This window comes from Idiomarina sp. UBA4206 (genome assembly GCF_002383015.1).
Lineage (GTDB): Bacteria > Pseudomonadota > Gammaproteobacteria > Enterobacterales > Alteromonadaceae > Idiomarina > Idiomarina abyssalis.
The window spans coordinates 12,377-17,310 of record NZ_DFTS01000003.1 but is presented as its reverse complement, the minus strand read 5'-3'; the positions used below and the strand labels follow the sequence as shown (position 1 = coordinate 17,310).

3 protein-coding genes are annotated in these 4,934 nt (G+C 46.8%); all 3 read right to left on the bottom strand.

All coding sequences use genetic code 11. The annotated features are described in order from the left end of the window. Positions 1-2,995: efflux RND transporter permease subunit (locus B3180_RS00235; RefSeq protein WP_286842160.1), on the bottom strand; the 2,995-nt coding region annotated here is incomplete at its 3' end. 5 nt (positions 2,996-3,000) lie between these two features. Next, positions 3,001-4,227, bottom strand: coding sequence for an efflux RND transporter periplasmic adaptor subunit (locus B3180_RS00230; RefSeq protein WP_199494182.1), 1,227 nt, complete (start codon positions 4,225-4,227; stop codon positions 3,001-3,003). A gap of 120 nt (positions 4,228-4,347) precedes the next feature. Beyond that, positions 4,348-4,934 (bottom strand): NAD-binding protein (locus B3180_RS00225; protein ID WP_286842157.1); only part of this gene is annotated, 587 nt, incomplete at its 5' end.

The following is a 4,934-nucleotide window of genomic DNA, read 5'->3' as shown; positions in this document are numbered from 1 at the left end:
GCATTGGAATCACTATTTTCGCCTGCAGACTCTTCTCCAGTACAATCGGTAGCAAACCAAAGAAGGTGGTCAACGAGGTTAAGGTAATGGCCCGGAAACGGCGACAACCGGCATCCAGAACAGCCTTACGTAAGTCGGTTCCCACTTCACGTGCACGGTTAACATAGTCGACCATAACCAAACTGTCGTTTACCACAACCCCAGCCAGCGCAATGATACCGAACAGACTCAAAATGCTAACCGGCATACCAATTACCCAGTGCCCGATAACCGCACCGATAACCCCAAAAGGTATCACCGACATAATGATCAACGGCTGACTGTATGATTTCAATGGAATAGCCATTAGCGCATAGACTGCAAACATCGCCAACAAACCACCAATTGCCAACGAACCAGTCGCTTCCGCCTCATCTTGAGTAGCGCCCTGTAATTCAAAGCTGACACTTGGATACTTATCCAGAATAGTCTGGATTTTCTCTTTACGAACCTCTTCGACAATGCGGAAAGGCTCAACTTTATCTTTATCCGCACGAGCACGAACATTCACAGAACGTTGACGGTCTATACGAGTAATGGTGCTGTAACCTTCAGCAAACTCAATATCCGCCAGTTCGGTAAATGGAATTTCAGACCCGTCCGGAGCGCGCAGTTTCATATCCTGTAAGTTACCAACAGACTCGCGTTGATCACGAGGGTAACGAACCATGACTTTTACTTCTTCGTCTCCCCGCTGAATACGCTGTGCTTCAGCCCCATAAAATGCGTAGCGAACCTGCGTAGCCAACTCAGCCAGGTTAATACCCATGGCTGTAGCCAATGGCTTAGTCTGTAACAGAATCTCTTCTTTACCGTCCCCAAAGGTATCTTCTATATCGAAGACACCATCGTATTCGGCAAGTACGAGCTTCAGTTCATCCGCTGCGGCTTTTAGTTCGTCCAGGTCTTCACCTACTAGCTGAAATTCAATGTCAAAGCCACTACCTCCACCTATACTTCCCTGGAAGTTAAGCGCTCTTACACCGGCCAGTTCAGGCACCGCCTCACGCCATTGATTTACAATTTCAAAACCGTCTATCTGGCGATCTTCGCCTTTTTTCAACTCAACAAAAACCGTACCTGCCGTAGTGCCATTCATCCAGATATTGGTATGTCTGACAGCTCCGTCACCCTCTGTTTCCTTAATACGATTATCAACTGCCGTCAGAGACTGCTCTACACTATTCAAAACCTCAATAGTCCGTGTTTCTGACGTACCAGGCTGCATTTCTACATTTGCCTGAACAAAGTCACTCGGAATATCCGGGAAGAAAACCCAGCGAACGATACCGCCGCTCATAAGGCCTATCATTAAAATCAGCAGACCAACAAAACTCGCTAATGTTGTATAGCGATAATGCAGGCACTTTTTAAGAAACGGTCGGTAGTAATTTTCAACGAAAGATTTAATGGCACCGGCAAATTTATTGCGGAATCGCTGAAACGCATTCGCTTTTTCACCTTCTTGCTTGGAGTATTTCATTTTGCTGATGTGCGCAGGCAGAATCAGCTTTGATTCGACCAATGAAAACGCCAGACAAAGAATAACAACCCAGGCAATAGACTCCCAGATTGCGCCCATACCACCTTCAACAGTTAACATGGGGACGAACGCAACCATGGTAGTCAACACGCCAAAGGTTGCCGGCATAGCAACTCGCTTAGCCCCCGCAATAACGTTATCAACTGTCTTACCGTTTTCTTCTATTTCGGTGTAAGCACTCTCCCCTATGACTATGGCATCGTCCACCACTATCCCTAACACTAATATGAAGCCAAACAGCGATATCATATTAATAGAAACGTCAAACATGGGGAGTGGCATTAATGCAATGGTTCCCAGGAAACAGACAGGAATACCTATCATGACCCAGAACGCCAAACGCAACTGCAGGAAAAGCGACAACATGAGGAAGACCAGCAAACCACCCATCCACATATTGTTTAGCATAAGATCTAAGCGACCCTGGAGGTAATAAGAGGAATCTCCCCATTGCGCCAATTGGACCGCATCGGGCAATTCCTTATTTTTTCTTTCTACGTAATTTCGAACGTATTCTGCTATTTTCAAATCATTTTGATCACCGACCGACTGCACCCGAACAAAGGTTGCCGGCTTACCGTCAAAACGAGTGTAAGACTCCTCTTCCACAAAGCCGTCTTGCACTTTAGCAATATCACCCAAAGTTAAACGAGTACCATCAGCCCGGCTTAACAGAACAATTTTTTCAAACTCGCCGCCAACATAAGCCTGGTTATTCGCGCGCAATAGAATATCGCCATTAGGCGTTTTAATTGAGCCGCCAGCCACATCAATTGAGGTACCACGCACCGCTTCAACTATTTGCGAGAAAGTCAGTCCATAACGCTCAAGATCTTGCTGCGAAATTTCGACTGAAATTTCATAATCACGGTCACCAACAACATCAACTTTGGTAATGCCGCCCACCGTCTTCAGTTCATCGCGAACTTCCTTGGCCAGTTCTTTGCGCCCCCTCTCATCCAGGTCACCGTATACTGACATCCAGATAACTTGTCGCTGGGGACGAACCCGGTAAATATTCGGCTTTTCAATTTGCTGAGGGAAGTTAGGAATAGCATCCACCAGCATTTTTACTTCATCCATGACAACCTGTACATCATAATCAGGCTCTACTTCTAATGTGACTGTACCGCCGCCCTCGCGTGAGCGTGAAGTCATTTCCTCGATACCGTCAACATCTTCAATAGCGTCTTCTATCAGCATAATCACACCCTGTTCTACTTCCTGGGGTGCGGCGCCGGGAAATGGCACCTGAATGCTGATAATATTTAATTCAACTTCTGGAAACATTTGCTTGCGTACACTAAACACCGATAACGCGCCAGCAACCAGAATAATGATCATTAATAGATTTGCGGCCACTGTATTGCGTGCAAACCACGCAATCAGGCCAGTCTGTTTTTCTGTCGTCATGATACTTACCCGCCTACATTTTCAGAGTCAGTGTCTTCTTTGTCACCGTTATCTGATTTGGCTGCTGTTTCCATTTGTTCTGGTAATGGATCGCCCGGCAAACGCACTTTCATACCCGGTAAGGCATTTTTGAGCTGAGTAAGCACCACTTTGTCGCCACTTTCCAAACCAGAACTTATTAGGCTCTTGTTACCTTGCGTACGCACTACCTCGACATCGCGTTTTTCCAGTTCACGACTTTCCGGAACAATCCATACAGAGCTATCTGGATTCAACGCATAGGTAGGAACTTCCATTAAACCTTGCGCATATCTGCCTTCAACCTGGGCTTGGACAAATCGGCCATAGCGTAATGGCACTTGGTGTGTTTCACCCTCTAAGTTATAAGGGTCAGGGATTTGAACAACGCCATAAATGACACGGCTGTTTTCATCTAATACGCCCTCGGTACGAACCAGTCTGCCTTGCCACGTCGCCGACTGACCCGAAACGAGCGACTCTAGCTGAACGCGAGGCTTTTCTTCAGCAACGGCCGGATCCAGAATATACGTCATATCGAGGTCACTTAAAGGCAAACGAACTTCTGCAGTACGAGTGTCAAACACCAAGGCTATTTGGCTGCCCGTTGAAACGAACTGCCCTAAGTTTGCTTCTTTACTTCTTAATACACTGTCAAATGGTGCCTTAATGGTTGTACGCTCTAAATCACGCTCTGCTTTTGCAAGGTTTGCCTCTGCAGATTCCACCGCCGCGATAGCACTGGCCAGTTGCGGCTTACGTAAACCTAACTCGGGAGCCTTTCCGTCTTCAAATGCTGCCCATTCTTCTTCTGCAACTCTTGCCCGTGCTTTCTCCTGCTCAAGTTCCGATTGAGCTTGCAACAGTGCTGCCCGAGCTTGTTGGACAGCGACTTCGTAATCAGAAGGATCCACCTGAATCAGCATGTCACCTTCTTTAAAGAAACCGCCGGCATTATAGTTATCGGCCACATCGACAATCTGACCGGTGACCTCAGCTACCAGCATAGTGGAGTGCTTAGGTCTTACTGTCCCCTGGGAATCAACAATAAAAGTCATGTCGCGGGGACTGACTTCGAGAACCTCAACCATTGCTGCAGGCTTTGTCTGGTCGCGTTGCTTTGGAGGCTCAGCAGTCATACTGGCCAAGACTGATAAAACAATAGCACCCACAATGATTAAAGGTGGAATAAAGGCGCGTTTTGGAAATTTCATTTTATTGTTCTGCTCTTATTGATTAATTCACAGCCTTATTATCGCTGTTAATATTGTAAAATGTTAGACGTTAACTGTTGCCAGTTGTGTTAATACGCCGGAAAGTTGTAACGGACTGTTTCAACCCTCCAGTAACCAACGTTCGGCTGCCTCTACATAACGCGGTTTACCCATTAACAGAACCACATCCTGTGACTCCAGTTCTGTATCACTATCGGGCTCAGGAAACTCCTCGTCATCACGTCGCAAAGCTTTCAACTGAACCTGATGCTTGTCCCAGTCGAGTTCATCAATGCGTTTACCGATAGCCCAGGCACCTTCCGGCAAAGTTAACGCTTTCAGAAACTCCAGCTTATCCGAGAGCTCTGGGTCCATATCCGTTTCCGAGCCCTGGAAGAAACCATGCATCTCGCCATAGTGGTTACGACGTTCTTTATCCAGCCGGGCAAGAATACGGCGTATCGGAATTCCGCTACGGTTCAACACATGAGAAATAAGCATTAGGCTTGCTTCCAATGTATCCGGTACCACCTGAGAAGCGCCAGCTTCCTGTAGCTGAGTCAATCTCATATCATCTTTACTGCGCACAATAATGTAAGCATCAGGGTTCAATTGACGCAGTTCTTTCAATACATCCAGTGCGCGTAGGTCATCGGCAAAGCTGATAATAATCAAGTCCACCGTTTCAGCTCCTACGGCTCGTAAAA